This window comes from Streptomyces sp. 2114.4, from assembly GCF_900187385.1.
GTDB lineage: Bacteria > Actinomycetota > Actinomycetes > Streptomycetales > Streptomycetaceae > Streptomyces > Streptomyces mooreae.
The window spans coordinates 7,590,662-7,616,256 of sequence record NZ_FYEY01000001.1 but is presented as its reverse complement, the minus strand read 5'-3'; the positions used below and the strand labels follow the sequence as shown (position 1 = coordinate 7,616,256).

The 25,595-nt window shown below is 71.8% G+C and carries 22 protein-coding genes and 2 pseudogenes; 5 read left to right on the top strand and 19 right to left on the bottom strand.

Annotated features, from left to right (window positions below):
- Nucleotides 1–174 precede the first annotated feature (174 nt).
- The gene (gene efeB, locus CFW40_RS33620) at nucleotides 175–1,434 is read left to right on the top strand and encodes an iron uptake transporter deferrochelatase/peroxidase subunit (protein ID WP_088801502.1); all 1,260 of its coding nucleotides are present in this window, start codon (nucleotides 175–177) and stop codon (nucleotides 1,432–1,434) included.
- A 72-nt stretch (nucleotides 1,435–1,506) separates the two neighbouring features.
- Here the strand turns inward: efeB and hypE are convergent, their stop codons facing one another.
- The 15 genes and pseudogenes from hypE to CFW40_RS33550 all read right to left on the bottom strand — a co-directional run bounded on the left by hypE (nucleotide 1,507) and on the right by CFW40_RS33550 (nucleotide 16,042).
- Nucleotides 1,507–2,631 carry a hydrogenase expression/formation protein HypE gene (gene hypE / locus CFW40_RS33615; RefSeq protein WP_371127039.1) on the bottom strand — a complete coding sequence of 375 codons (1,125 nt, stop codon included), beginning with the start codon at nucleotides 2,629–2,631 and terminating at the stop codon, nucleotides 1,507–1,509.
- Nucleotides 2,624–3,748 carry a hydrogenase formation protein HypD gene (gene hypD, locus CFW40_RS33610; RefSeq protein WP_088801501.1) on the bottom strand — a complete coding sequence of 375 codons (1,125 nt, stop codon included), beginning with the start codon at nucleotides 3,746–3,748 and terminating at the stop codon, nucleotides 2,624–2,626. Before hypD ends, hypE begins: the two co-directional genes overlap by 8 nt.
- Nucleotides 3,745–4,107 (bottom strand): HypC/HybG/HupF family hydrogenase formation chaperone, encoded by a 363-nt coding sequence (locus CFW40_RS33605; protein ID WP_088801500.1) that lies wholly within the window; start codon nucleotides 4,105–4,107, stop codon nucleotides 3,745–3,747. The genes hypD and CFW40_RS33605 overlap by 4 nt, the downstream gene beginning before the upstream one ends.
- 50 nt (nucleotides 4,108–4,157) lie before the next feature.
- Nucleotides 4,158–6,607, bottom strand: a pseudogene (hypF, locus tag CFW40_RS33600) (carbamoyltransferase HypF).
- Nucleotides 6,604–7,533 (bottom strand): hydrogenase nickel incorporation protein HypB, encoded by a 930-nt coding sequence (hypB, locus tag CFW40_RS33595; protein WP_088801499.1) that lies wholly within the window; start codon nucleotides 7,531–7,533, stop codon nucleotides 6,604–6,606. Before hypB ends, hypF begins: the two are co-directional and overlap by 4 nt.
- Nucleotides 7,534–7,536: 3 nt before the next feature.
- Nucleotides 7,537–7,917, bottom strand: a complete 381-nt coding sequence (locus CFW40_RS33590; protein ID WP_088801498.1) for a hydrogenase maturation nickel metallochaperone HypA — start codon at nucleotides 7,915–7,917, stop codon at nucleotides 7,537–7,539.
- Between the two features lie 127 nt (nucleotides 7,918–8,044).
- Nucleotides 8,045–8,149 (bottom strand): hypothetical protein, encoded by a 105-nt coding sequence (locus CFW40_RS39070; RefSeq protein WP_371127040.1) that lies wholly within the window; start codon nucleotides 8,147–8,149, stop codon nucleotides 8,045–8,047.
- Nucleotides 8,143–8,712: a hydrogenase maturation protease gene (locus CFW40_RS33585; protein WP_088801497.1), complete on the bottom strand. Its 570-nt coding sequence runs from the start codon at nucleotides 8,710–8,712 to the stop codon at nucleotides 8,143–8,145. Before CFW40_RS33585 ends, CFW40_RS39070 begins: the two co-directional genes overlap by 7 nt.
- Nucleotides 8,709–10,130, bottom strand: coding sequence for a hypothetical protein (locus tag CFW40_RS33580; RefSeq protein ID WP_088801496.1), 1,422 nt, complete (start codon nucleotides 10,128–10,130; stop codon nucleotides 8,709–8,711). Before CFW40_RS33580 ends, CFW40_RS33585 begins: the two co-directional genes overlap by 4 nt.
- Nucleotides 10,127–10,849: a DUF6084 family protein gene (locus tag CFW40_RS33575; RefSeq protein ID WP_088801495.1), complete on the bottom strand. Its 723-nt coding sequence runs from the start codon at nucleotides 10,847–10,849 to the stop codon at nucleotides 10,127–10,129. Before CFW40_RS33575 ends, CFW40_RS33580 begins: the two co-directional genes overlap by 4 nt.
- Nucleotides 10,846–11,514, bottom strand: a complete 669-nt coding sequence (locus CFW40_RS33570) for a DUF5947 family protein (RefSeq protein WP_088801494.1) — start codon at nucleotides 11,512–11,514, stop codon at nucleotides 10,846–10,848. The genes CFW40_RS33575 and CFW40_RS33570 overlap by 4 nt, the downstream gene beginning before the upstream one ends.
- Nucleotides 11,511–12,122, bottom strand: coding sequence for a hypothetical protein (locus tag CFW40_RS33565; protein ID WP_176956297.1), 612 nt, complete (start codon nucleotides 12,120–12,122; stop codon nucleotides 11,511–11,513). Before CFW40_RS33565 ends, CFW40_RS33570 begins: the two co-directional genes overlap by 4 nt.
- On the bottom strand, nucleotides 12,119–13,903 hold the full coding sequence (locus CFW40_RS33560; RefSeq protein WP_088801493.1) for a nickel-dependent hydrogenase large subunit: 1,785 nt from the start codon (nucleotides 13,901–13,903) through the stop codon (nucleotides 12,119–12,121). The genes CFW40_RS33565 and CFW40_RS33560 overlap by 4 nt, the downstream gene beginning before the upstream one ends.
- Before the next feature lie 83 nt (nucleotides 13,904–13,986).
- The gene (locus CFW40_RS33555) at nucleotides 13,987–15,075 is read right to left on the bottom strand and encodes a hydrogenase expression protein HypE (protein WP_088801492.1); all 1,089 of its coding nucleotides are present in this window, start codon (nucleotides 15,073–15,075) and stop codon (nucleotides 13,987–13,989) included.
- 223 nt (nucleotides 15,076–15,298) lie between these two features.
- Nucleotides 15,299–16,042 carry a DUF4232 domain-containing protein gene (locus tag CFW40_RS33550; protein WP_088801491.1) on the bottom strand — a complete coding sequence of 248 codons (744 nt, stop codon included), beginning with the start codon at nucleotides 16,040–16,042 and terminating at the stop codon, nucleotides 15,299–15,301.
- 519 nt (nucleotides 16,043–16,561) lie between these two features.
- Between CFW40_RS33550 and CFW40_RS37390 the strand changes: the two are divergent.
- Nucleotides 16,562–16,846 (top strand): annotated as a pseudogene (locus CFW40_RS37390) (FadR/GntR family transcriptional regulator); the annotation flags it as partial.
- Between the two features lie 54 nt (nucleotides 16,847–16,900).
- Complete coding sequence (locus CFW40_RS37385; protein ID WP_093491053.1) at nucleotides 16,901–17,434, top strand: GNAT family N-acetyltransferase; 534 nt, start codon at nucleotides 16,901–16,903, stop codon at nucleotides 17,432–17,434.
- A gap of 70 nt (nucleotides 17,435–17,504) precedes the next feature.
- On the opposite strand, the gene CFW40_RS33540 is transcribed toward CFW40_RS37385, so the two are convergent.
- Both CFW40_RS33540 and CFW40_RS33535 read right to left on the bottom strand, forming a co-directional pair.
- Nucleotides 17,505–19,952, bottom strand: coding sequence for an MFS transporter (locus CFW40_RS33540; protein ID WP_088801490.1), 2,448 nt, complete (start codon nucleotides 19,950–19,952; stop codon nucleotides 17,505–17,507).
- Nucleotides 19,953–20,543: 591 nt separating this feature from the next.
- Nucleotides 20,544–21,218 (bottom strand): ScbR family autoregulator-binding transcription factor, encoded by a 675-nt coding sequence (locus CFW40_RS33535; RefSeq protein ID WP_088801489.1) that lies wholly within the window; start codon nucleotides 21,216–21,218, stop codon nucleotides 20,544–20,546.
- Between the two features lie 172 nt (nucleotides 21,219–21,390).
- Here CFW40_RS33535 and CFW40_RS33530 point away from each other — a divergent pair, with 172 nt between their 5' ends.
- Together CFW40_RS33530 and CFW40_RS33525 are read left to right on the top strand one after the other, a co-directional pair.
- Nucleotides 21,391–22,374: a ScbA/BarX family gamma-butyrolactone biosynthesis protein gene (locus CFW40_RS33530; protein WP_088801488.1), complete on the top strand. Its 984-nt coding sequence runs from the start codon at nucleotides 21,391–21,393 to the stop codon at nucleotides 22,372–22,374.
- Nucleotides 22,375–22,571: 197 nt separating this feature from the next.
- Nucleotides 22,572–23,336, top strand: coding sequence for an SDR family oxidoreductase (locus CFW40_RS33525; RefSeq protein WP_088801487.1), 765 nt, complete (start codon nucleotides 22,572–22,574; stop codon nucleotides 23,334–23,336).
- Between the two features lie 152 nt (nucleotides 23,337–23,488).
- Here CFW40_RS33525 and CFW40_RS33520 read toward each other — a convergent pair whose 3' ends face one another.
- Nucleotides 23,489–24,001, bottom strand: a complete 513-nt coding sequence (locus tag CFW40_RS33520; protein WP_088801486.1) for a methylated-DNA--[protein]-cysteine S-methyltransferase — start codon at nucleotides 23,999–24,001, stop codon at nucleotides 23,489–23,491.
- The gene (locus tag CFW40_RS33515) at nucleotides 23,998–25,518 is read right to left on the bottom strand and encodes an AlkA N-terminal domain-containing protein (RefSeq protein ID WP_088801485.1); all 1,521 of its coding nucleotides are present in this window, start codon (nucleotides 25,516–25,518) and stop codon (nucleotides 23,998–24,000) included. Before CFW40_RS33515 ends, CFW40_RS33520 begins: the two co-directional genes overlap by 4 nt.
- Between the last annotated feature and the right edge of the window lie 77 nt (nucleotides 25,519–25,595).

Sequence of the window (25,595 nt, the reverse complement as noted above, 5' to 3'; positions counted from 1 at the left end):
GCGGGGAGCGCGTCTGCTGCGCCATTCGGACGACCGGCCCGTGGCCAGGGCGTGATATCCGGCTCCGGAGCCGTGTTGCTCCCGGCCGTCGCCCCGTGGGCGACGAGCATCGCGCACAGGTTGGTGCCAGGCACGCGGCTTCCGGACGACTCAGCAGTCAGGATGGGCGGGACGATGAGATGTGATCAGGCCGGGGACGAACGTGCCCCTGTGAGCGACGACGGACGCCGGGGCTTTCTCAAGTGCGCGGCGGGGATCGCGGGTGTCGCGGCCGCGACGGGGCTCGGCGGTCAGGCAGCCGCCGCCGCTGCGGACCGTTCCGCGAGCGGGCTCCGCGAGAACGGGGGACTGCCCGACAAAGTGCCCTTCCACGGCCGGCATCAGGCCGGCATCGTGACTCCCCAGCAGCTCTTCGCCGGGTTCGTCGGCTTCGATGTGATGGCCGAGAGCCGCGAAGCCCTGACCGGTCTGTTCCAGAAGCTCACCACGCGCTGCCGGGTGCTGACGGACGGGGTGAAGCCGCTGGACGAGCAGGTCGCCGCGGAACGGCCCACCCCCGACTCACTCACCATCACGCTCGGCGTCGGCGCCTCCCTGTTCGACGACCGGTTCGGGCTCTCCGGCCACAAGCCCCGCCACCTCAAGGCCATGCCGGCGTTCCCCGACGACCGGCTGGAGCCGGCCCGCTGCCACGGTGACCTGTCGCTGCAGATCTGCGCCCAGCATCCGGACGCCATCGTCCATGTGCTGCGCGATCTGGCGCGGGAGACGCACGGCCTGCTGCGGCCCCGCTGGCGCGCGGACGCCTTCCTCAACCCGTCGCGGCCCTCGGGCTCCCCGCGTACCTTCATCGGCTTCAAGGACGGGATCGTCAATCCGGACACCGGCTCGTCCCGGGAGATGAACCGGCTGCTGTGGGTGACCCCGCCGTGCGGGGAGCCGGACTGGGCGCTGGGCGGCAGCTATCAGGTGCTGCGTCTGATCCGCTTCCACATCGAGAAGTGGGACAAGGTGCCGGTGGCCCGGCAGGAGCAGATCTTCGGACGGCGCAAGGCGAGCGGTGCGCCCCTGGACGGCAAGCAGGAGAACGACCCGCCGAGGTACCGCGACGACCCGCACGGCAGGAAGATCCCGCTCGACTCGCACATCCGGCTGGCCAACCCGCGCACCGAGAAGACCGACAGGTCCCGCTTCCTGCGCCGCAGCTACAACTACGACCAGGGCTTCGACCAGTCCGGACGGATGGACCTGGGACTGGTCTTCTGCGGCTACCAGCAGAACCCGGAGCGGCAGTTCGCGACCGTCCAGCGGCGGCTGCGGCACGAGCCGCTGGCCAAGTTCATCACCCCGCTCGGCGGCGGCTACTTCTTCATCCTGCCCGGGGTACGGGACGCCGACGACTGGTTCGGTTCCGGGCTGCTGCAGAAGACCTGAGCAGGAAGGACACCCACGCCGAGGGCGGCACCGGTTCCGGTGCCGCCCTCGGCCGTACGCCGGGGGACCCGCTCAGCAGATCCGCGGCAGCTGCTCCCCCAGCGGCAGATCGACCACCCGGGTGCCGCCCAGCGGGGTACTGGCCACCACCATGCCGGGGTGGGTGGCGACGGCCTCGCCGATGATCGCGGCGCCGGCCCCCAGCGGATGGGCGCGCATGGCGTCCAGCACGGCGTCGGCGTTCTCACGGGGCACGAAGGCCACCAGCTTGCCCTCGTTGGCGACGTACATCGGGTCCAGGCCGAGGATCGCGCAGGCGTTGGCGACGGCCGGCGGGACCGGGATGGCGCGCTCCTGGATGACGATGCCGGTGCAGGAGGCGGTGGCGATCTCGCACAGCGCGGCGGCCAGCCCGCCGCGGGTGGGGTCGCGCAGCACATGCAGATCGGGAGTGACGGCGAGCATGGTCTCGACGAGGCCGCCGAGCGCCGCGCAGTCGCTCTCGATCTCGACGCCGAACTCCAGGCCCTCGCGGACGCTCATGATCGCCACGCCGTGCAGGCCGATGTCGCCGCTGACGATCACCACATCGCCGGGGGTGACGCGCTGCGGACGCAGATCGACGCCCGCCGGGATCAGCCCGATACCGGCGGTGTTGAGGTAGACGCCGTCACCATGACCCGCCTCGACGACCTTGGTGTCGCCGGTGGCCACCTCGACACCGGCGGCCCGCGCGGCCGCCCCCATGGCGTCGGCGACCCCGGCCACCACCGGCATCTCCACGCCCTCCTCCAGGATGAAGCCGCAGGAGAGGTAGGCGGCCCGGGCGCCGCTCATGGCGAGGTCGTTGACGGTGCCGTTGACGGCGAGGTCGCCGATGCAGCCGCCGGGGAAGAAGAGCGGCCGGACGACATAGGAGTCGGTGGAGAAGGCGAGGCGCACGCCGCCGAGGGACACCGCGGCGGAGTCGCCGAGCTGGGCGAGGATTTCGCCGCCGAAGGCGGGGGCGAAGATCTGCTGGACGAGTTCCGCGGACAGGGCGCCGCCCCCGCCGTGCCCCATGACGACACGGGGCTGGTCGCGGAGCGGGGCGGGACAGGTCCAGCCGGAGATGTCGACGGTGGGCAGGCCACGGTCGGCCGGGGTGGGACCGCCGCGGGTGGAACCGCCGGGGGTGGGGTGGATGGTGTCAGACAACGGGGCTCGCCTCCTGGGGGGTGGGCGTGGTGCCGAGTCGGCGGTAGAGGTAGTAGGCGGCGCAGGCGCCCTCGCTGGAGACCATGGTGGCGCCGAGCGGGGTGCGCGGGGTGCACAGCGTCCCGAAGGCCTCGCACTCGTGCGGCTTGATGAACCCCTGGAGGACTTCCCCGCTGCGGCAGGCGGCGGGTTCCCTGGTGGCGATGCCGTCGACGGAGAAGCGGTACTCGGCGTCGTAGTCGCGGTAGCGCTCCGACAGCCGCCAGCCGCTGGCGGGGATGGTGCCGATGCCGCGCCAGGAACGGTCGGTGACCTCGAAGACATCCGCGAGCATGGCCCGGGCCGCCGGGTTGCCCTCGCTGCGTACGGCGCGGGGGTAGGCGTTGTCCACGGTGTGTTCGCCGCGTTCCAGCTGGCGCACGGTGCGGCGGATACCCTCCAGGATGTCCAGGGGCTCGAAGCCGGTCACCACGATCGGCACCCGGTGGCGTGCGGCCAGTTCGGGGTACTCCCCCATCCCCATCACACTGCACACGTGCCCTGCGGCGAGGAACGCCTGGACCCGGCAGTTGGGCGAGGTCATGATGGCCTCGATCGCGGGCGGTACCCGGACGTGCGAGACCAGCAGGCTGAAGTTGGGGATGCCGAGCTTACGGGCCTGATACACCGTCATGGCATTGGGCGGTGCGGTGGTTTCGAAGCCGATGCCGAAGAAGACCACCTCGCGGTGCGGGTTCTGCTGGGCGATCTTCAGCGCGTCGAGCGGGGAGTAGACGACCCGTACGTCGCCGCCCCGGCTGCGGACCTGGAACAGGTCCCGGTCGCTGCCGGGGACGCGGAGCATGTCACCGAAGGAACAGAAGATCACGTCGGGCCGGGCGGCGATCTCCAGGGCCTTGTCGATGACCTCCAGGGGTGTCACACAGACCGGACAGCCCGGCCCGTGGATCAACTCGACCTGTTCGGGCAGCAGTTGGTCGATTCCGTGGCGGATGATGGTGTGGGTCTGCCCGCCGCAGACCTCCATCAGGGCCCAGGGCCGGGTCACCGTGGACCGGATGTCGTCGAGCAGCCGGCGGGCGAGCTCGGGATTCTGGAACTCGTCGAGGTACTTCACCGGCCCGCCTCCTGCGCTCCGTCGCCGACCGCTGCCGTGGGTGCACCGCCCACTCCGGCGCCTGCCCCGGCGCCCCTCTCCTCCCCTTCCGGGGGCGCGGCCGCCGCCTCCCAGGGATCGCCGAACTCCTCCTGCAGCAGACCCAGTTCCTCGAACAGCGCCAGGGTCTTGCGGGCGGACTCCTCGTCCAGCCGCTGCAGCGCGAAGCCGACGTGGACGATGGCGTACTCGCCGACCTGCAGGTCGGGGACGTACTCCAGGCACACCTCCTTGACCACACCGCCGAAGTCGACGGTGGCCATCCGGGTGCCCTCCCGTTCCTCGATGTCCAATACCTTGCCGGGTACCGCCAGGCACATGGGCTTCTCCTCGTCGTGTCTACGTTGCGTCTGCCGCGTCGTGGCGCCGCTCAGCGCGCGGCGGCTCCTGCGGTGCGCGCCGCCACGACGATCTGGCCGAGCGCCAGTCCGCCGTCGTTGGGCGGGACGCGGCGGTGGCGCAGGACGGTGAAGCCGTCCTGCCGCAGGAGGCGGGCGGCGGCCTCGGCCAGCAGGGTGTTGGCGAAGACGCCGCCGGTCAGTGCCACGGTCGTCAGGCCCGTGCGCTCCCGGGCCAGTGCGCAGCCCCGGCGGACGAGGTCGGCGACCGCGGTGTGGAAGCGGGCCGCGATCAGCGCCGGGGCGGTGCCCGCGCGCAGGTCCGCGACGACGGCGGCGAGCACCGGCGCCGGGTCGGCGACGGTGTCGGCGCCCGTCGTGCCCAACGGCGCGGCGCGCAGCGCGAACGCATAGCCGGGCCCGTGGTCCTCGCCCGCGGTCAGGGCCGCGGATTCGAGGGCGACCGCTGCCTGGGCCTCGAAGCCGGCGTGGTGGCAGATCCCGGCCAGTGAGGAGACGGCGTCGAAGAGACGGCCCATGCTGGAGGTGGGCACACAGTTGAGGTGGCGCTCCAGCTGACGGGCCAGCAACTGCCGCTCCTGCGGCGGGCAGGCGGCCACCGGCGGCAGGTCCGCGGCCCAGTCGAGGCCGGCGGCGCGCAGATGGGCCAGGGCCATCCGGTAGGGGCGCCGTACGGTGGTGTCGCCGCCGGGCAGCGGGACGTAGGCGAGCTGGCCGAAGCGCCGGTATCCGTCGTAGTCGGCGAGCAGGATCTCGCCGCCCCAGATGGCGTGGTCGTCGCCGTAGCCGGTGCCGTCGAAGGCGACGCCGATGACGGGGTGGCCGTCGGGGAGGCCGTGTTCGGCCATGGCGGCGGCGATATGGGCGTGGTGGTGCTGGACGCGGACCAGCGGCCGTCCGTCGGTGTGCCGCTGGGCCCACTGCCCGGAGCGGTAGCCGGGGTGCCGGTCGGCGGCGAGCACCTGCGGGCGCACCCCGGTGACCGTCTCCAGATGCGCCTCGGCCTGCTCGAACGCGAGCTGGGTGGCCAGGTCGTCCATGTCGCCGATGTGCGCGGACAGCCAGGCGCGGTCTCCCTCGGCGACGCAGAGCACGTTCTTGAGATCGCCGCCGGTGGCGAGCGCGGGCCGGACCGGAACCGGGAGCGGCACGGGCAGCGGGGCATACCCGCGCGAGCGGCGGAGGAACAGCGGCTCCCCGTCGCTGACGCGGACCACGGAGTCGTCGCACGGGATGCGGATCGGCCGGTCGTGGGTGAGCCAGGCGTCGGCCAGGTGCGCAAGGCGCCGTACGGCTTCGTCGTCGTCGGTGACGATCGGTTCGCCGGCGACATTGCCGCTGGTCATGACGAGCAGCCGGGGCCCGTGGGGTCCCTCCGCTCGAGCGGGGCCGAGAGTGGGGGAGGGTCGCCGGGCAGGCCGAGCAGCAGGTGGTGCAGCGGGGTGTACGGCAGCATGACGCCCAGGTCGGGGCTGCCGGGGGCGACGGCGTCGGACAGCGCCGGAGCGTCCGGGGCCGGCACGGGGTCCCTGCGGCGGCGCAGCAGGACGATGGGCCGTACCGGCCCGGTGAGCAGGGCGCGCTCCTCGGCCCCTGCGCGGACCAGGTGTGCGATGTCGTCGATATGGCGGGCCATCAGGGCGAAGGGCTTGTCGCCACGGGCCTTTCGGCGGCGCAGCAGGGTGACGGCGGTGTCGTCGGAGGCGTCGCAGACGAGGTGGTAGCCGCCCAGGCCCTTGACCGCCACGATCGCTCCGTCGGCGAGCAGCCGGCGGGCACCGGCGACCGGGTCGGGACCGGGCACCGGGATGGGCGGGCGGGTGCGGTCGGCCGGGTCCGCGGTCAGCAGGCGCAGCCGGGGTCCGCAGTCGTGGCAGGAGATGGGCTGGGCATGGAAGCGCCGGTCGGCGGGGTCCGCGTACTCCCGTGCGCAGCAGGGGCACATCGGGAAGCGGTCCATGGTCGTCAGCGCACGGTCGTAGGGGACCCCGGTGACGATGGTGAAGCGGGGCCCGCAATGGGTGCAGGTGAGGAAGGGGTGCCGGTGGCGGCGGTCGGCCGGGTCGGCCAGCTCGGCGAGGCAGGCCTCGCAGGTGGCGGCGTCCGGGGAGACCAGGGTGCGGGAGAGGCCGTCGGCGCGGGAGGGGAGGATGTGGAATCCGGCGTCGCCGGTCACACCGACGTCCTCGGCGTCGACGGTCTCGACCACGGCCAGCGGTGGCGCATCGGTACGGATCCGCCGGCCGAACGCGGCGAGCGCGGCGGCGGCCCCCTCGACCTCGGTGACGACGCCCTCGCCGGTGTTGGTCACATGGCCCGTCAGGCCCAGTTCCGTGGCGAGGGTGTGGACGAACGGGCGGAAGCCGACGCCCTGGACGACGCCGCGCACGGTGAACCGGCGGCGTTCGGCGGCTGTCGCGGGGGCCGTCCCGGCGCCCGCCTCGGCCTGCCCGGTGGTCATGAGCGGCCTGAGGCCACGGTGTCGGGGTCGGGGTCGGTGGTGTGCGGGCGGCCGCCGTCCTGAGCCCGGGGGGCGTGGGCGTGCTCACGGTGGTGGCCGTGGTCCGTGCCGTGGGTGTGGTCCCCGTGGTGAGTGTGGTCCCCGTGGTGGGGGTGGACCGCGCCGTGGTGGCGGGCCCCGTCAGGGAGGTGGCCCTCGTCGCGCGGCTGGCCGTCCCCGGCGTCATGGACGTGATGGGACTTACGGGTCATGACCGGGATGTGCACCGGCGCCCCGTCGCGCGCGGCCAGCGCCCGGTCGACCAGGACGCCGTCCCCTTCGCCCCGGCGCGCCGAGGTGAGGACGACCTCGACGCCGGGATTGATGCGCTCGACGTTGGCGCGGAACTCCGCCTCGTCGAAGGAGACCGCCTCGGCGATATCGGTCTTGGTGACCACCACCAGATGGGCGAGCCCGAAGGCGGTGGGGTACTTCAGCGGCTTGTCCTCGCCCTCGGTCACCGACGCCAGCACGATGCGCAGCGTCTCCCCCAGGTCGTAGGAGGCCGGGCAGACCAGGTTGCCGACGTTCTCGATGAACAGCAGCCGGGTGTCGGCGGGCAGCCAGCCGTGCAGGTGGCCGCCCAGCATCTCGGCCTCGAGGTGGCAGAGCCCGTCGGTCAGCACCTGTTTGACGGGCACGCCGGAGCGGGCGAGCCGTACGGCGTCGTTCTCGGTGGCGAGGTCGGCGGTGAGCGCCGCGACCGGGATGCCCCGGCTGCGGGCGAGGGTGAGTTCCCGCTCCAGGAGGGCGGTCTTGCCGCTGCCGGGGCTGGAGAGCAGGTTGACGACCGCGGTGCCACGGGCGGCCAGGTCCTCGCGCAGGGTGTGGGCGCAGGCGTCGTTCTTGGCAAGGACCGCCTGTTGCAGGTCGACGACACGGCACATGGTTCAGCGCTCCTCAGGGATCGGGGCGGGTGCCGGGGCGTCGTTCCAGCACACACGGATGATCTGCAGTTCCCGGCCGGACAGCAGCTCGGTCGTCGCCCCGCCGCATCCGGGACAGCTGAGCCGGGGTGGCATGCCCACCGACCAGGTGTCCGCGCAGGGGCCGCAGCGGGCGCGGGCCGGGACGGGTTCGGTGATGAGCTCGGCCCCCTCCAGCACCGTTCCGGCACAGGCGAGTTCGAAGGAGAAGGCCAGCGCGTCCGGGACCACCCCGGCCAGTTCGCCGACCTGCAGCCGGACGCTGTTGACGGTGGTGGCCCCGGTGGGCCGCTCAGCGTTCTCGACCTGGTCCACGACCGCGAGCGCGATGGACATCTCGTGCATCGGTCCCTCTCTGGTGCGGGCACGACCGGGTGCCGCCCGGCTTCATTAGACGGCGGGCCCCAAGGGCGGCTGCGGTGCCTCGCCGGGGTGGCGCGGTGGCGTACACCGTTCGGTGCAGCGCCACCCGTCACATCGACCGGATGCGCAAATAGCGCCTGACGTCGGGCAGTACGGCCTTGAGGACAACGGCGAGCGTGGCGGCGAGTGCCCCGCCCAGGGCGAGCTTCAGCATGGTGTCGTGTTCCTCTCATCGCTGGTGTGCGGTGCGTCGGCGGCCGGTGTGGGCTCCGCTGAGCCGACCAGCCGCAGGATCAGCGCCACGGCCTCGTCGACCGCGGCGCCGACCGGTTCGCTGAGCCCGATGCCCTCGGTGACATCGGCGGGTTCACAGCCGACGACCAGGACGCGCTCCGGGCGCCGGCCGTCGGTTCCCGCGCTGAGCGTGTCGAGCAGCGCGAGCACCGTGTCGGGGGTCATGTGGTGACCGTCGAGCGCGGTGTCGTGGGGACGGGCGCCGGCCGGAGCGGTGGCGTCGAGGAGATGGACGGTGCCGGGTTCGGCGCCGCGCGCGGAGGCGTCCACCAGCAGCACCGTGTGGTAGCCGTCCAGCATCTGGTAGGCCAGGTGCACGCCGCGGACGCCGATGTCGACGACCTCGACCCCGTCCCGCAGCCGGTGCTCGCCCAGCCGTCGTACGACCTCGACACCGAATCCGTCGTCGCCGAGGAAGATGTTGCCGACGCCGGCGATCAGGGTCTTGGCGGGCGGCCCGGCGACCGGCGCTTCGGCGTTCACGCGTCCTCCAGGGGGGCGATTTCGTCGGGTTGGAAGTACAGGAACCGGCCCTGCTCGCGCCGGATGTCGACGCCCGGATCGCCCTCCACGGTCACCGCGAGGTGCACCCCGCCGTCGACGTCGTGCAACACGGCCTCGACATGGGCGGTGCGGCCCTGGAGGAAGAGGTCCTGGGCATCGGTGCGACGGAGTCCGGGCCGCAGCAGCACCCGGCTGCCCGCGCCGACCGAGTGCCCGTCAACCGTGATCCGGTCGCGTACGGGGTCGACACTGCGGTCGCTCTCCGGGTCCCACCAGGGGGTGTCCGGGCGCAGGCCCGGCACGTCGGGCGTCAGGTCGTCGGGGGCGGCCGGGCCAGGACCGGTCACCTCGCGCAGTGCCCGTACGGCACCGTGCAGACGCTCCAGCACCTCGGGCGGCATGGTGTCGGCGAGCTCGATGACCTCGGCGGCGCGGGGGTCGGTGCCGCGGGCCTCTCGCTTCTCCTGGTCGGTGAGGGCCGCGGTGCGCAGGGCGAGGATTTCGTCGATCTCCAGGGCGTCGTAGAGCGCGCCGGGACTCTCGGGGGCGATGGCCGGGTGGTCCTCCAGGATGATCGGGGAGGACAGGACCACATCGGCGCGGCCCGAGTCTCCGGCCAGCACGGGCCAGGCGTGCTCGTTGCGGCAGGCCGCGACGGCGCCCGTGGCCCACTCCGGCGGGTCGGTCATGGACACGAACGAGCCCGCGCTCAGGCCGAGGAAAAGGTGGGCGCCGACCAGCGAGTGCGGCAGCGCCGCGTCACGGTCGGCGCCGGTCTCCTCCGGTTGCCAGCCGCTGGTGTTCTCGACGGTCGCGGTCAGCCGCAGCGCCGCGTAGGGGCCGTCGAGTTCGCTCGCGGTCAGCCGCACGCGTCCATGGAGCTCCGCGCGGCGGCGCACCAGCCTGCCGACGAGGCGGCCGTCCGCGTCGTGCACCGGCTCGGTCTCCTCCCGCGCGGACCGGGTGAACGGGACGGTGACGCCTTCGCCGGTCAGCTGGGAGATCCCGGCCGCGAGCGGGACACGCTCCTCGACGCCCTCGTCCCAGGGGACCAGTACCCGGTCGGGCAGTTCGAGTTCCGCGACGGTCTCGAACTCGCCGTCCGGGCACCGGCGTTGGACGGTGCGCCGCTGGGCGTGCAGAAACCGCAGCTCGGCCGAGAGCCGGGCCCCCGACCTGGGCTCCATGAGGCATTCGGTGCGCTGGAAGGAGTGCTCCGCGCTCGGGGCGCCCCAGTGCGGCGGTACGAGGACACCGAACTGCCAGCGGAGTTTGTTCTTGGCGGCGGAGGCGCGGTACGGGTAGAGCACATAGCCCTCGAACAGCACGGCGTCCGCCACCTGGCGGGCGGTGGCGAAGCGGTCCGCCGTCTCGTCGGGCAGGACGCTGGTCGTCACGGCGCGCTCCTTTCGACGGCGGGGTGGGCGGCGGCGGTGCGCGCGGCGGCAGTTGTGGGGAACAGCCGGGCGCGCGGCGCGGGCGGTTCGGTGTCCTCCGCGGTGGCCAGCAGCGACTCGACGGTCGTCTGCCAGGAGGGCAGGGCGTGCCGCGAGCGGTAGGCGAGCAGCGCGTCGAGGGTTTCGCGCGGCAGCCGGAGCCAGCCGCAGCCGGGGAAGTGCGCCTCGGTCATCTCCTGCCAGACGTCCACGGGCATCCGCACGGACGCTTCCTTGTTCCAGGGCACCGGCTCGACGTGGAAGCCGCCGCTGCCGGCGAACACCGTGCCGGAGAACAGCAGCAGCAGCGGGACCTCGCCGTCGCGCAGCGCACGGAAGTAGCGGCCGGCCGCCACCTCCAGGTCGTAGCTGCACGGGACCGGGAGGTCCAGCTCGGTCTCGCCGGTGAAGCCGGGGACGACCTGGGAGATCTGGGCGAGCTGCAGGGGCTGCAGGGTGCTGCCCCAGCGGGAGCGTGCGCCGAAGAGGTCGCTGAGCGCTTCGGCCTCGTCGGGGTGGTAGCCGCGCCGGGCCGGTTCGATGCGGAGCTGGCAACGCAGCGCGACGGCGTGCACCCGGGCCCCTTCGGCGGCGGTGATCCGCAGCCGGAAGAGCAGGGTGGGGGCGGCGGCGTAGCGGTCGGCGCGGACACCGGTGCACTCGAAGGACAGATCGGTCACGGCCGGTCGTCCTCCTTCGGCTCCCTGGCCCTGCGGGCGACCTTGGCGAAGAAGTCACAGAGCGCGGTGCGGGCTTCGGCCCCGCCGTCGAAGCCCTGCCACAACAGGCGCATCCGGCCGACGAGTTCGTAGCAGATGTCGACGGGCACCAGATAGCAGTCGATCCGGCCCTCGGAGCGGCGCAGCAGCAGCGCCTCCACATCGGGCCGGAGGAGGCCGGTCAGCCGGCTGGTGGCGAGCACGCTCTGCCAGGTCGAGGGGTCGAGTTCGCTCTCGGTGGCGCCGGCCGGGCTGGGGTAGAGCGCGACCAGCCGGTCGGGGTCGGCATGGCGCAGGAAGAAGACGACGCCGACGGGGATCTGGAGGAGGTTCCAGGCCGCGTCGTCGAGGGTGTGGCCGGGGTCGACGAGATAACGGTCGGGGACGGTCTGGAACTGTCCGCCGCCGGCTCCGGGCCGGTCGAAGAGCAGTGCGCAGGGGGTGCAGGCACAGGCCAGCGCACGGCGTTCGGTGTTCACCAGGTGGCGGTGGTTGTGCTCGGCCAGCACGACACCGCACAGTTCGCAGCGTTCGGGGGTGGGCGGTACCGGGGCGCGGAAGCGGCGCAGGCCGCGGTGGGCGGCCGCCGGTCCGAGCCGCGGGGACGCCGCCTGCCGGCCGCTCACGGGGCGGTGGCGGCGGTCGGCGGACGACGGGAGATCTGCAGCAGCGCCGGTTCGGTCCGGTCCCCTGCGGCCTCCCACCGCACCGAGGTCACCTCGGGCGCGAAGCAGGACACGGCGGCCTCGACGGCCTGCTGGGCCTGCTGGTTCGTGCTCGGGCAACCGCAGCCTCCGCCGTCACCGGCGCGCAGTCGCAGCTCCCCGCTCTCCGCGTCGAACCCCGCGACATCGGCGGGGTGTTGGCGGCGGACACTGTCGAGCGCGCGGGTGATACGTGCCGCGGTGTCCTCGGGGTGCAGGTCGTGCAGCACGAGCAGGCTGGTCACCAGTTCATCGCTCAGCAGCGCCGCCCGGGGGCCGCCGCCGTCCGTGCCGCTGCCCACCAGGTGCATGATCCGGGCGAGTCCCGCGCCGTAGAAGTCCATCAGGAGCCGGACCAGTTCCTCGGCGGCGGCGCTCGCCTCGCGGTCGCGTCCGGCGAGGTGGTCCAGCACTTCTTCGACGCGCCGTCCGGCCGTCTCGGCGTTCGGCGTGGCACTCCGGGGTGCGGCGCCCTGGGGAGCGGCCGCTTCGGGGGCGGCGGCCGGTGCCGCGGTGGCTCGGGCGCTCATCCCGACAATCCGCTCAGGCCGGTGGGCACATGCATCTTCTGTACGGACTTGCCGTCCCCGACGTACATGTGGACGCCGCAGGGCAGACACGGGTCGAAGCTGCGCACCGTGCGCATGATGTCGATGCCCTTGAAGTTCTCCGGGGAGTTCTCCTCGAAGATCGGGGTGTTCTGCACCGCGTCCTCGTACGGGCCCGGGGTGCCGTAGGTGTCGCGGGTGCTGGCGTTCCACGGGGTGGGCGGGTACGGGTGGTAGTTGGCGATCTTGCCGTCCCGGATGACCATGTGGTGCGAGAGCACGCCCCGCACCGCCTCGGTGAAGCCGCAGCCGATGGACTCGTCGGGCACCTCGAACTTCTCCCAGGTCTGGGTGCGTCCGGCCCGGACCTCTTCGAGCCCCTGCTCGGCGAAGTACAGTGCCATGGCCGCCGTGTAGGCCTGGAAGTAGGTGCGGGCGCGGTTACGCTCCAGCGCGTTGCTCCACTTGGGGATCTTCCATTCGAAGCGGGTCTCGGGCTTGGTCATGCTGCGCGGCAGGTCGATGGTGACGCTGTGGCCGGTGGCCTTGACGTAGGGGGTGTCGACGAGCCCGGACAGCGCGGTGGACCACAGCCGGGCGATCGGGCCGCCACCGGTGTCCAGCGCCAGGTGCTCCTTGCCGTCGAACCAGCGCGGGGACATCACCCAGCTGTACTTGTCGTTGAAGTCCCGCTTCTGCGGCGCGGGGATGGTGTGCTGGTTCCACGGGTGGCGCGGGTCGACGGGGTTGCCGAGCGGGTCGTGGGTGACGAACAGTTCCTGCCCTGCCCAGTCCTGGTAGTAGGAGCTGCCCAGCAGGATCCGGATACCGAGGTTGATCTCGGTGAGGTCGTTGGTGACCAGCTTGCCGTCGACGATGATGCCGGGGGTGACGAACATCTTCCGCCCCCAGTCCGTCATGTTGCGATAGGTGAAGTCGCAGTGGTCGGGGTCGTTGAGCGCCCCCCAGCAGCCCAGCAGCACCCGCCGCCGGCCGACTTCCTCGTATCCGGGCAGCGCCTCGTAGAAGAAGTCGAACAGGTCGTCGTGGAGCGGGACGACCCGCTTCATGAACTCGACGTAGCGCATCAGCCGGCTGAGGTAGTCGGTGAAGAGCTGGACGCTGGCGAGGGTGCCGACGCCGCCCGGGTAGAGCGTGGAGGGGTGCACATGGCGGCCCTCCATGAGGCAGAACATCTCCCGGGTGTAGCGGCTGACCTGCAGCGCCTCGCGGTAGAACTCGCCCTCCAGGGGGTTGAGGGAGCTCATGATGTCGGCGATGGTGCGGTATCCGTGCTCGGCCGCGTGCGGAGCCTCGGTGCGCTGGGCGAGTTCCCAGACGCCGGGGTTGGTCTCACGGACCATCTTTTCGCAGTAGTCGACCCCGACCAGGTTCTCCTGGAAGATGTTGTGGTCGAACATGTACTCGGCGGACTCGCCGAGGTTGATGATCCACTCCCCCAGGTGCGGGGGCTTCACCCCGTAGGCCATGTTCTGCGTGTAGACGGAGCACGTGGCGTGGTTGTCGCCGCAGATACCGCAGATCCGGCTGGTGATGAAGTGCGCGTCACGCGGGTCCTTGCCCCGCATGAAGACGCTGTAGCCACGGAAGACGGAGGAGGTGCTGTAGCACTCCGCCACCCGCTTCTGCTTGAAGTCGATCTTCGTGTGGATGCCGAGGCTGCCCACGATCCGGGTGATCGGATCCCAGGACATCTCCGTCAGACCGCTGCCGTCACCGGCCGCCTTTGTCTTCGGTGCCATCGTGAGTGCCGTGCCCTTTCGTTGCGCGCGGAAGTGAGGTCGGACGGAGGCCCGGAAGGAGCCGGACGGCTACGGGGGTGCGCTCACCACGGTTTCCGGTAGCCGGTGGTCAGTTGGTCGCCGCGATGCCGCCACTTGGGTTCGTGGTCGACGGTCTTGGCCGTGATGCCGCGCAGCCGGCGGACGACGCTGCCGTAGGCGGCGCTCGCGGTGCTGGAGACCTTGCCGCCGGGCGGCTCGTCCATGAACGGCATGAACTTGTCGGGGAAGCCGGGCATGGTGCAGGCGATGCAGATACCGCCGACGTTCGGGCAGCCGCCGATGCCGTCCATCCAGCCCCGCTTGGGCACGTTGCATTTGACCACGGGACCCCAGCATCCGAGCTTCACCGAGCACTTGGGCGAGTCGTAGGTGGTCGCGAACTGGCCCTGCTCGTAGTAACCGGCCCGGTCGCAGCCCTCGTGCACGGTCGCCCCGAAGAGCCAGGTGGGGCGCAGCTGGTCGTCCAGCGGGATCATCGGGGCCGAGCCCACCGCCTGGTAGAGCAGATAGGTCAGCGTCTCGGAGAAGTTGTCCGGCTGGATCGGGCAGCCGGGCACACAGACGATCGGGATCCCGGCCTTGGAGGTCCAGTCCCAGCCCAGGTAGTCAGGCACGCCCATGGCTCCGGTCGGGTTGCCCGCCATCGCGTGGATACCGCCGTACGTGGCACAGGTGCCGATGGCGACCACGGCGAGCGCCTTGGGGGCGAGCCGGTCGATCCACTCACTGGTGGTGATCGGCTGACCGGTCTCGGGGTCGTCACCGAAACCGCACCAGTACCCTTCCGGCTTGATGGATTCGTTGGGGATGGACCCCTCGATGACCAGCACGAACGGGTCGATCTCGCCGCGTTCGCCCTTGAAGAACCACTCGATGAAGGTGTCCGCGCCCTGGACCGGGCCGCATTCGAAGTCGATCAGCGGCCAGTGGACGGCGATCTTGGGCAGCCCCGGCAGCACACTGAGCGCGATCTCCTCAATGCTCGGCTGGGTCGCTGCGGTCAGCGACACGGAGTCGCCGTCGCAACTCAGGCCGGCGTTGATCCAGAGAATGTGGATCGGGGACTCGTCCTCGGCGGACGGCTTTCCGTTCGCAGCGGCCTTGGCGGCCACGCTCGAAGCTGCAGACATGGGGATGGCTCCTCGGCAGATATGCAACGAAAGCACTCATTCAAGGCTTCCATCCACCTTGGTAACACCGATCCGGACCGGCGGGGCGGTCACCAGGGGCCATTGCGGTGACGCACCCCGAACCCCCTTCGGCGAATACCCGATGCCCCTCCCTGCCGCAGAACGCCGGGAGCCGGGTGACCGCGCTCGCGGCCGCCCGGCTCCCGTGTCGCCGTCCAGCGGGTCAGCCCAGCCCCCCGGCCTCCACCGCGGTCACGTCGAATCGTCCGCCGCAGACCCGCAGACCCGCACTGCCCGTGGTCATCGGCTCCTTGGATCCGGGCGGGTAGACGAAGACGAGCTGCGAGCGGTCCCAGCACGGGGTGTCCGAGACGCCCTCGTTGAGGGTGTGCAGCAGGACGTGTGCGCTCTGACCCGGCTGGAGCCGCACGGCGCCCCCGGAGCCGCCCCCGCGGGTGGCGGGCTTGCCGACGGCCGAACCGTCCCGCTTGATCAGCGAGACCCCGGGGTAGCCGCGCAGCGAACAGGCCTTCTTGCCCTTGTTCGTGAAGACGAGCGGGTAGCGGATGTTGCCCGCACCGATGTCGGAGGCGCCCAGGCGCAGCGACATCTGGTCGGCGGTGCAACGGTCCGACGCCGCCATGGCGGAGGCCTGGGACTGTGCGGCGCTCGGGGCCTTGCCCGTCGGCTTGCTGCCGGGGGAGGTCTCCTTCGCCGAGGAGGCCGAGGGCCCCTGACCGTTCGCGGGGGACTGCGGCCCTGCCCCGGTCGGCTTGCTGCCGCCGGCCGACTGCGAGCCGTCCCCGCTCTGCTGGTCGTGGGACGTGACGGGCGCGGCGTTCGACGAGGGGCGCGAGGTGGCGTCGGGCCCACTCTGGCAGGCGGTGAGCCCCAGCGCCGCGACGGCGATCAGCGATCCCGCGGCGACACGCCGGCCGCGGCCGAGTGTCTTGAAGGTGAGCGACATAAGTGTCCCCCTCGTCTGGTAGGTGCGAACTCTCGTCGTAGGTGCGCACGGTCCGTCCCATGCTCCTGCCAGCGTGGCCTCGGGCACTGCCGGTCCGCTAACGAGGCACTAACACACCACTAACGAGCCGGGGCGCTCGGCACGCCGGTCCCCCGGAAATCGGCGTGACCAGCCGGTATCCGGGGCGTGTCGCACAGAATCGCAGAGAATTCCCGAGTTGCGGATACGCCACCGCCAGGTTCGGCCGTTCCGTCGATCGAGATCACCGGCCCCATGGGCCCCGGCAGGCCCGCCGGCCCCGTTTCACCAGCGGTCGCCCCGGCCCCGCTCGCCCGGTTGACGGCCGACAGCACCGCCCGCACCGAGGCCGTCAGGGCGGACACTTCCTGCCCCGCTCCCCGCGGCGGGCTGCCGGTCGCCTCAGGCCCCGCCGCGGCGACCGAGAAGGAAACCACGCAGTTTCATGGCGGGTACACTCATCATGATCAACTCCTCAGACAACCTGAGAGGTATGACGGGATGTCGCTCCAAGCGCTCCGCCCCCGTCCACTGGTCGAACTGGCCGCCCAGCGGCTGCGCGACCAGATCACCGGCGGTCACTGGCCGGTGGGCACCAAACCCCCCGGCGAAACGACTCTGGCCAAAACCCTCGGCGTCGGCCGCTCCACGGTGCGCGAAGCCGTACGGGCCCTGGCCGGAGCCGGGTTGGTGCAGCCACGTCAGGGCGCCGGCGTCTTCGTGATCGCCACCGAGCCCACCGAGGACTGGCCCGCGCGTCTGCGCCTCGCGGCCGTCGCCGATGTCTAACGGCACCTGCCGATTACCGCCGAGCCCCCGGCATTGGACAGGATGGGCGGCATGACCGAGATCCGCACCCCCCGCCTCATCCTCCGCCGCTGGACCGACGACGACCTCGCCCCCATGGCGGACATCAACACGGACCCGTTGGTCATGCGCTGGATCGGCGATGGCTCCGTCCTGAGCCTGGAGCAGACCGCCGAGGAGATCGAACGGTGGGAGGAGGAGTGGGACGACGAGGGCTTCGGCGTCTTCGCCGTCGAATTGCTCGCCTCGGGCGAACTCGCCGGATGCGTCGGTCTGTCCGTGCCCGGATTCCTTCCGGAGGCAGCGCACGAGGTGGCGATCAGCTGGCGCTTCGGACGGCAGTACTGGGGCCAGGGCTATGCCGCCGAAGCCGCCCAGGCCGTGCTGGAGTTCGCCCTCCAGGACCGCGGCCTGGACCGCGTCATCGCCGTCAACCGGCTCGGCCACGAGGCCTCGGACAACGTCCTGCGCAAGCTCGGTATGTCCTTCGAGCGGGAGGCGACACATCCGGAGTACGGCCATGCGCTGACGGTGTACAGCATTGATCTCACGGAGTACCAGGCCTGAGCGGGGCCTGGCGCGGGGCGGCCCATGAGTCGGGCGGGGCCGCCCACGCTCCGTGCACCGTACGCCTGGGTCAGCGGGTGGCCGCCGACGGCTGGGCGAGGTCCAGGTCAAGGACCTCGTGGGCGCCGTCGGCGAGGGATATCGGGACGGCGTGCGGCGGGAAACCGGCTGCCGTGAGGGTGTAGTGAGCGCCGCTCAGCTCGGAGAAGGCAAAGAGGCCGTCCGGTCCGGTGACGGTGTACCCCGCGACGGCGCCGTCCTCGACGAGGGTGACGGCGGCATCGGCGAGCGGCCGGCCGTTCGGGCCCCGCACCGTTCCACGGACGGTGGCGGTCGGCTGCAGGCGGGCGTCCTGCCGTTCCGGCTCGCCACCGGACAGCTCGACGGCACGGGCCTGCGGCTGGTGGCCGGGGGCGCTCAGCACCAGGGTGTACGGGCCGGGCGGCGCAGGGGCGAGGGCCCAGCTCCCGTCGGTGCCGGAGGTCGTACGGGTCACCACGTCGCCACCGGCATCGGTGAGGACGATGCCTCCGCCCGCCAGCGGGGCACCATCGGGGCCAGGTCCCCCGAGCAGCACACCGCCCAGCCGGCCGGTGCCCGCGAGGATCAGATCGACCCGGGCGGACACGTCCCCACCTCGGTACATGGCCGAGGCGGCATACGGGGTGTGGCCGGGCGCGGCACCCGTGAGGACGTAGGTGCCCGCCGCGGGGGCCGCGAGTGCATAGCGCCCGTCGGCGTCGGCCGTGGTGACACCGGCCTGCCGCCCCTGGCGGTCGATCAGGGTGATGTTCGCACCCGGTATCGAGGTACCGGAGGTGTCCAGGACCCGGCCGGAGAAGCCGGACGGGCTCGCGGTCGGCCCGTTCGTGGTCGGCCCGGTTGCGGTCGGCCCCGCTGCGGTCTGCTCGGTTGCGGTCGGCCCGGCCGACACGCCCCGCACGGCCGCAGCGGCGGCCTCGGTGCCGGCACCGCCCACGCCCCCGGCACCGCTGTCACCGCTGATGCCACCGTCACCGCCGTCCGCGCTCTGCGCGACCAGGGTCGGCCGGGACGCCTGGCGCGCCGAGGGCAGGAAGGCGGCCAGGACGGCACCGGCGATCACGGCGGCCGTGGCGATCAGGAAGGAGGCCCGGAACCCGGCCATCGTCGGCACCGTGGCCGGTCCCATCCGCTGGGACATATGGGCCAGCACCATGCCGATCACGGCGCTGGACACGGAGGTACCGATCGAGCGCATCAGGGTGTTCAGACCGTTGGCCGCGCCGGTCTCGGAGGGGTCGACGGCGCCGACGATCAGTGCGGGCAGCGAGGAGTACGCCAGGCCGATGCCGGCGCCGAGGACCACCGCGATGATGACGGTCTGCCAGGGGGCCGTCATCAGGCCGAGGCCCGCGCCGTAGCCGATCGCTATGACCAGCATGCCGATCAGCAGCGAGACCTTGGGGCCGCGCCGGGCGGCGATCCGCGCGTACAGCGGGGCGACGAGCATCATCGTCAGGCCCAGCGGCGCCATGCACAGACCGGCCACCACCATGGACTGGCCGAGGCCGTAGCCGGTCGACGCGGGCAGCTGCAGCAACTGCGGGAGCACCAGGGAGACCGCGTAGAAGGCCACCCCGACAGTGATCGAGGCGAGGTTGGTCAGCAGGACCTCGCGCCGGGCGGTGGTCCGCAGATCGACCAGGGGGTCGGCGATGCGCAGCTCCATCACGCCCCACAGCACCAGGATCAGGGCCGCGATGCCGAACAGACCGAGGGTGGTGGGCGAACCCCAGCCCCAGTCGCTGCCCTTGGTGACGGGCAGCAGCAGGGCGACCAGGCCGGCCGACAGCCCGAGGGCGCCGGCCACGTCGAAGCGTCCCCGGGCACGCACCGCGCTCTCCGGGACGGTCAGGAAGGTGAGCAGCATCGACAGCGCACCGAGACCGGCGGCGCCGAAGAACAGGGCGTGCCAGTCGGCGTGTTGGGCCACCAGGGCCGCGACCGGCAGTGCGAGCCCGCCGCCCACGCCGATCGACGAGCTCATCAGGCCCATGGCCGAGCCGAGCCGTTCGCGCGGCAGCTCGTCGCGCATGATGCCGATGCCGAGCGGAATGGCGCCCATCGCGAAGCCCTGCAGCGCCCGGCCCACGATCATGATGAGCAGATCGCTGGTGAATCCGCAGATCAACGAGCCGACGACCATGACGGCGAGGCTGGTCAGCAGCATCCGCCGCTTGCCGTAGAGGTCACCGAGGCGCCCCATGATGGGCGTCGAGACGGCACCCGCGAGGAGAGTGGCCGTCATCACCCATGTGGCGTTGCTGGGCGCCGTGTTGAGCAACACCGGCAGGTCCTTGATGACCGGCACCAGCAGCGTCTGCATGACCGCGACCACGATGCCGGAGAAGGCCAGGACCGGGACGATGCCACCGCGGGCTCTGCGGTGCCCGGCCGTGGCCGTTTCGGGCACCGGGGGCTCGGCAGCGGTGCCCGCCGCCCTTCCGGGGAGCTGGTCCGTCGTCATCCGGGTCATGCGGGCGGCCTCCAGGGCGGCAGAGGTGAACGTCGGTGAGAGTGGGGTGTGCACGGGTCGTGAGAGCGGCGGAGCAGGGGTGAGCCGCAGCGTTCGAGGTGTGGGGCGTCTCCCCCGGACATCGGCACGATCAGGCCACGGATACGTGCATGCCGAACGTTTTATTGCAGCGGTCTATTCCGCGACACCAGCCGCCTGCGCTTCCCGGCGGCTGTGATATGCCTCACTCCGCCCCGCTCCTGACTCCCCCTCGCCCCGTTCATCGGGCCTCCCCCGGACTCGTTCTCGACGCGCGGACTCCGCTGAACCCGCCGAGTCCCAGTGAACAGCACACCACTGACAATCCCGTCCGGCGGAAACCTCCGAAGGCCGCTGCCCGGCCGCCCACCCACCGCTCCCCGCACACCCGTCCGCCTGCGACGAGAGGCGCCGCGGGAGCCCCCACGACGCCTCTGACCTGCACCGTTTATGCACGACATGCACACAGCTCAGCAGTCAACACCGCATACGCGGTATGTTTTCGCCTCCCGCCCGCGCCGGGCCATCCACGCCGCCCGGCCGCCGCGAGCCGCCCGGCCCGAGGCACCGGAGTCAGCTCACCGCGACATCGATCCCGGCGTCCGCCGGCGCCTTCCCCTGCAGGGCGGCATCGAGTTGTGCACCGCGCTCAGAATCCAGCTTGAGTTTGGCGAGGACGGCCGGAACCGCAACGCTCGGGAGGGTGTGCTCGAAGAAGACGGTCAGCCGGTGGCTGAGATCGGCCCGGTTGGTGAAGGCCTGGGACATCATCTGCAGCCCGGCGAAGGCGCCGACGTACAGCTCCGCGGTCTCCCGCACGACGATGCTCTCCATCACTTCACCGCGGTCCTTCGCCTCGTTCAGCAGCCCCTCCACGAACACGCTCCACGAGAGCATCGACTGCTTGCGGTCGAGGTGGTTGGAGCCCTGTTCGACCGCCAGCCGCGCCGCCCCGCGCTGGATCGGGTCACTGCGCAGCCGGTACGCCAGCACCTGGCCCGCGTCGACGAACTCCTGCAACTTGATCTTCTGCGGCTCGACGGCGATGTCCAGCACGTGCTCATCGAGTACCGCGAGCGCCAACTGCTCCTTGGAGGCGAAGTGGAAGTACAAGGCGCCCTTGGTGACGCCTGCGCGGTCGAGGACTTCGGCGATGGTCGCGCGGTCGTAGCCGAGGTCGTCAAAGACCGCGGCGGCCGCCTCCAAAATCAGTCGCCGGGTCCGGATCGCGCGGTCCTGTTGCGCCACAGGACGCCTCCTGTCTCTCGTGTTTTCCATGTTCGCATCAGTTAGCTACCGCTCAATTCCCCCCTGGGTCAGCCGCTTGCCGCAATTCGACACCCGGCGTTGAAAACAAAACCGGATGGTACGTATCTTATCAGCGATGTACCTCTTCCCGTAGAGACGCCTGGGGGCACTCATGAGCGACACGATGCACGTCAGCGGCACGGTTCAGCCCAGGGCTCCACATCAGACCCACGCGAAGGGGAATCACGGCGCGGCCGCCGGACACCGCCACGACCCTTGCGTCCCCCGGGAGTTCGTTCACCGGCCCATTGTCGACGACATTCTGGTCACCTCATGGCGCCGGCTGGACGACTCCCGCTTCGCGCTGACCGCCCGTTGGCCGCACGACCACGGGTACTTCACTCCGGTGCACGGCCGCCACCACCTCATCCTCACCGGCGAGACCATCCGCCAGGCGGGGCTGCTGTTGTGCCACACCGAACTCGGCGTACCGGTCGGCCACCACTTCATCCTCGGCAACCTGGTCTACACAACCCACCCCGAGCAGCTGGCCGTTGGCGGCGGACCCACCCGGCTGACGATCGATGTCACCTGCAGCCGGATGCGCCTGCGGGGCGGCACGTTGTCCAGCGGCCACTTCACCATGACCATCCGCAAGGCGGGCCGGATCGTCGCAACGGGCTATTCCGATGTCGCCGTCGCCTCCCCTGCCGTCTACCGCCGGATCCGCGGCGAGCGCGTGGCCGCCCGCCGCACCCTGGGCCCGCCGCCCGCACCCGTCCCGCACCAGCTGACCGGCAGCGCCATGGACAGCGATGTCCTGCTGTCCCCGACCGACAGGTCCAGCGGATGGGAACTGCGCATCGCACCCGGCCATGGCGCGATGGTGAATCCGGCGAATGACCACATCCCGGGAATGCTGCTGCTCGACGCGGCACAGCAGGCCGCCCGGGCGCTGACCGCACCTCAGGCCTTCGTGCCGTACGCCTTCGGCACCGAATTCCACCGCTACGCCGAACACGGCATCCCGTGCAGCATCGTGGCCCGGCACGTCCCGTCCGCGCTCCCCTCCACCACGACGGTCCAGGTCACCGGATCCCAGGAGGGCAAGCCGGTCTTCGTCTCCACCCTGACCGCGCTGGACGCCCAGCGCTGAGCGCACACCGCACCAGGCATAGCACTCTCTGCAGGGTCTCCCCACCTCATGAACCACCGGACCGCGCGACCCGGGAAGCCGTCCGTCGCGAGTGGTAACGGCTCTTGAGGCACGGGCATCGGGCTCCCCTGCTGTCCCACCAGCAAGCAATCGGCGGCAGCATGCCACCACAGGTGAACGGAAGGCCAAGAACGATCATGGGTGACCTCAAGGGCAAGACCGCACTGGTGACGGGCTCCAGCCGCGGCATCGGCCGGGGCATCGCCCAGCGCCTCGCGGAGGACGGTGCGCTGATCGCCGTCCACTACGGCAGCAATGACATCGCCGCCAAGGAAACGGTCGACAACATCACGCGGGCGGGCGGCCGGGCATTCATGGTCGGCGCGGAGCTGGGAGTTCCCGGTGACGCCGAAGCCCTCTTCGCCGCCTTCGACGCCGAACTCGCCGCCTCCGGTGCGGAGCCCGGCCTCGACATTCTCGTCAACAACGCAGCTCAGAACTTCCCCGGGCGCCTGGACGCGGTCACCCACGAGGAGTTCGACCGCACCTTCGCAGTCAACGTCAAGGCGCCGTTCTTCCTCATCCAGCACGGTCTGCAACGGATGCGGGACGGCGGACGCATCATCAACATCTCGTCGGCGGTGACGAGCACGGCGCACCCGGCGCAGATCGCCTACAGCATCTCCAAGGGCGCCCTGGAAACGCTCACCCGCACCCTCGCCAAGGACGTCGGCGCGCGCGGGATCACGGTGAACACCATCGCACCCGGCTGGGTCGAGACCGATGTGACGGCGGAGCGGAGGGCGACGCCGGAGGGGCGGGCCGCACTGGCGGCCTACTCCGTGTTCAACCGCATCGGCCGCCCCTCCGACATCGCGGACGTCGCCGCGTTCCTGGCGTCGGACGCATCCCGCTGGATCACCGGCCAGCGCTTCGACGTCACGGGCGGCTCGATGCTCTGACCCTCGTTCGTGCGTCCCCGCCGCTGCTCGACCAGCAGGAATTCACCGCCGGTGCAGTCGGTGCCCTGCTGGTCCAGGCCGAGCTGAGCAGCCGTGGGGTCAACCCATAACCCGGGGTGTCCAGTTCCTCGGCCGGCGCCGTCCAGGCGGACTCAGCCGGCGTCCGGCCCGGCCCCCTCGATGCCGAGGAGCTGCCGCTTGCGTACGGGCCCGCCCGCGTATCCCGACAGCGAGCCGTCGGCGGCGATCACTCGGTGGCAGGGCCGGACGACGAGCAGCGGATTCGCGCCGATCGCCGTACCGACCGCGCGCACCGCTCCCCGCGCCGCACCGATCCCGGCCGCGATGGCCCCGTACGTGGTCGTGGTCCCGTACGGGACGCCCTCCAGGGACCGCCACACGCGCCGCTGGAAGTCCGTGCCCCGGGTGTCGGCGAAGGTGAGGGCGAAGCGGGTCAGCTCCCCGTCGAAGTAGGCGCGGAGCTGACGGGCGATCTCGGCGAAGGCGTCCGGGTCGTACGTCCAGCCGTCCTGGACGGTCGCGCCGCCCTTCTGGCCGGGCACGCTGAGCGAGGCGAGCGCGGTGCCGCCGGGTGCGGCGGCTGATTCCTCGCCGACCAGCAGGAGTTCACCCAGTGGGCTGTCGAGGGTGGTGTAGAGCGTCATGGTCCGGTGCTTTCCGTGGTGGAGGGGTGGGTGTGCGCCGGTCCGGCGACCGGCACGTTCCAGAAGTGGTGCAGGGCGTACGAGCGCCAGGGGCGCCAGGCGTCCGACCGGGCGGCCAGGCCGTCCGTGGGGGCACCGGCCCGGCGCATTCCGGCCAGTACGGCCGTATCGCCGGTGAGCAGCACATCGGGGTCCCCGAGGGCGCGCATCCGGATGTAGCCCGCGGTCCACGGGCCGATGCCGCGCAGGCCGAGCAGCGCCCGTTCGGCTTCGTCCCGGTCGGCCCCGGCGTCCAGTGTGACGGTGCCGTCGGCGAGCGCGGCCCCGAGGGTGCGCAGGGCTGTCCGCCGCGACCCGGGCATGCCGATCTCCGCGAGCGAGGCCTCCGCCAGATCGTCGGCGCGGGGGAAGAGGTGGGTGAGTGCACCGGACGGCTCCGGCAGCGGTTCGCCGTACGCGGCGACCAGCGCGCCGCCGAGAGCCCGCCCGGCCGCGACCGAGACCTGCTGGCCGAGCACGGCGCGGACCGCCAGCTCGTCCGGGGCGGCGGTCCCCGGGGAGCGCAGGCCGGGATGGCGGTCCACCAGCCCCGCCAGGACGGGGTCTTCACCGAGCCGCTCGGCGACCGCGTACGGATCCGCGTCCAGGTCGAAGAGGCGGCGCACCCGCTGCCCCGCGGTGGTGAGATCGCGCAGTTCGGTGAGGCGCAGCCGGCAGTCCAGCCAGCCGTCTCCGGTCGCCTCGTCGACCTCGGCGATACCGGTGCCGTGCGGCAGCCGCAGGGTGCGCCGGTAGGTGCGGGCGCCGGGCTCGCCGCTGACCTCCTCGATACCGGTGATCGCGCGCCGCTGGAGGTGGTCGAAGAGCTGCCGTGCCGCATACGGGCCCCGGAAGGCCAGCCGCAGCGGCAGCACCCCGGGCGTACCGTACGACCCCGGCGGGGCGCCGCGGACCGCTTTCCCGGAGCGGCCGGCCCGCAGCTCGCCCGGTGTGAGCGCGTAGATCTCCTTGATGGTGTCGTTGAACTGGCGCACGCTGGCGAACCCGGCGGCGAAGGCGATCTCGGCGGCCCGCAGGCCGGTGGTCTGCAGCAGGACCCGCGCGGTGTGGGCGCGCTGCGCCCGCGCGAGCGCCACGGGGCCGGCGCCGAGCTCGGCGTTCAGCTGCCGCTGCACCTGCCGGGCGCTGTACCCGAGCCGGGCCGCCAGCCCGGTGACCCCCTCCCGGTCCACCACACCGTCCCCGATCAGCCGCATCGCCCGCCCGACGACATCGGCGCGGACATCCCACTCGGCGGAGCCGGGCACCGCATCGGGGCGGCAGCGTCGGCACGCCCGGAAGCCCGAGCCCTGGGCGGCCGCGGCGGTCGGGAAGAAGGCGACGTTGCGCCGTCGGGGCGTGGTGGCGGGGCAGCTCGGGCGGCAGTAGATCCCGGTCGTGGACACCGCGAAAAAGAAGGCGCCGTCGAATCTGGCGTCCCTGCTGCGCACCGCCTCGTACCTGCTGTCCTCGCTCATCACAGGTCCACTGTGCCGCAGGTCGCGCGGCGGTGCTGGCGGAAATCGGACGGCGTGCTCGAGCCCGGCGAAGGCGT